1 protein-coding gene and 1 pseudogene are annotated in these 998 nt (G+C 42.2%); both read left to right on the top strand.

Translation table 11 applies throughout. From position 1 onward, the window contains the following. A partial coding sequence (locus GQR53_RS20485) for a DeoR family transcriptional regulator (protein ID WP_165745056.1) occupies positions 1-695 on the top strand: 695 nt, incomplete at its 5' end. Positions 696-733: 38 nt separating this feature from the next. Next, positions 734-998: pseudogene (locus GQR53_RS20480) on the top strand (glutamine--fructose-6-phosphate aminotransferase); the annotation flags it as partial.

The following is a 998-nucleotide window of genomic DNA, read 5'->3' as shown; positions in this document are numbered from 1 at the left end:
CCGTTGAAAAGTTAGCACAGCAGTTTCAAACATCTGAAGTAACCATTCGAAAAGATTTAACCGCGCTTGAAAAAAGTGGCTTATTGCTGCGCCGTTACGGCGGTGCTATTGCTCTGCCTAAAGAAATTGTTAGCGATGAAATAGATTCAAAGCGCAAAGTCGCAATAGCAAAAGCTGCAGCAAAACTTATAAAAGATCATAACCGCATTATTATTGATAGCGGGCGTACCACAGCAGCTATGATCCCTGAGCTTGCTGATAAGCGTGGGCTAGTTGTTATGACCAACGCTATTAAAGTAGCGAGTCGTTTATTAGCACTCGAGAACGAGCCGACACTTTTAATGACCGGCGGAACGTGGGATCCACATTCTGAGTCATTTCAGGGGCAAGTTGCTGAAAATGTATTATGTTCTTACGACTTTGATCAGCTATTTATTGGCGCTGACGGCATAGATGTAAAGCGTGGTACTACTACCTTTAATGAGCTAGTTGGTTTGAGCCAAGTAATGGCAAAAGCCGCTCGTGAAGTAATTGTAATGGTTGAATCAGATAAGATTGGCCGAAAAATACCAAATTTAGAATTACCGTGGAAAATAGTAACCACATTAATAACCGACAATGGCTTAGCAGACGATAAACGCAAAGCAATTGAGGCGTGTGGTGTAAAACTAATTTGCGCAGAGATTATGGAATAGCTACTTAGTAGCAAGCATTTAAAATTAATGGAGACACTATGTGTGGAATAGTTGGGGCAGTTGCAGAACGTCCAGTAAACAAAATTTTAGTTGAAGGCCTTAAACGTCTTGAATACCGTGGTTATGATTCAGCAGGCGTAGCATTGCTTGATGGTAACACACTTAATACTGTTAAAGCAGTAGGTAAAGTAGTAAACGTAGAAGCTGCACTTGAGAAAGCTGGCGTTAGCGGTCATACAGGTATTGCACACACACGCTGGGCAACACACGGTAGCGTTACTGAAGAAAACGCACACCCGCATG

The sequence above is a fragment of the Pseudoalteromonas sp. Z9A6 genome, assembly GCF_011378805.1.
In the GTDB taxonomy this organism is placed as follows: Bacteria; Pseudomonadota; Gammaproteobacteria; order Enterobacterales; family Alteromonadaceae; genus Pseudoalteromonas; species Pseudoalteromonas distincta.
Note: the sequence above shows the minus strand (reverse complement) of the source record. Positions and strands in the feature narration are given on the sequence as shown.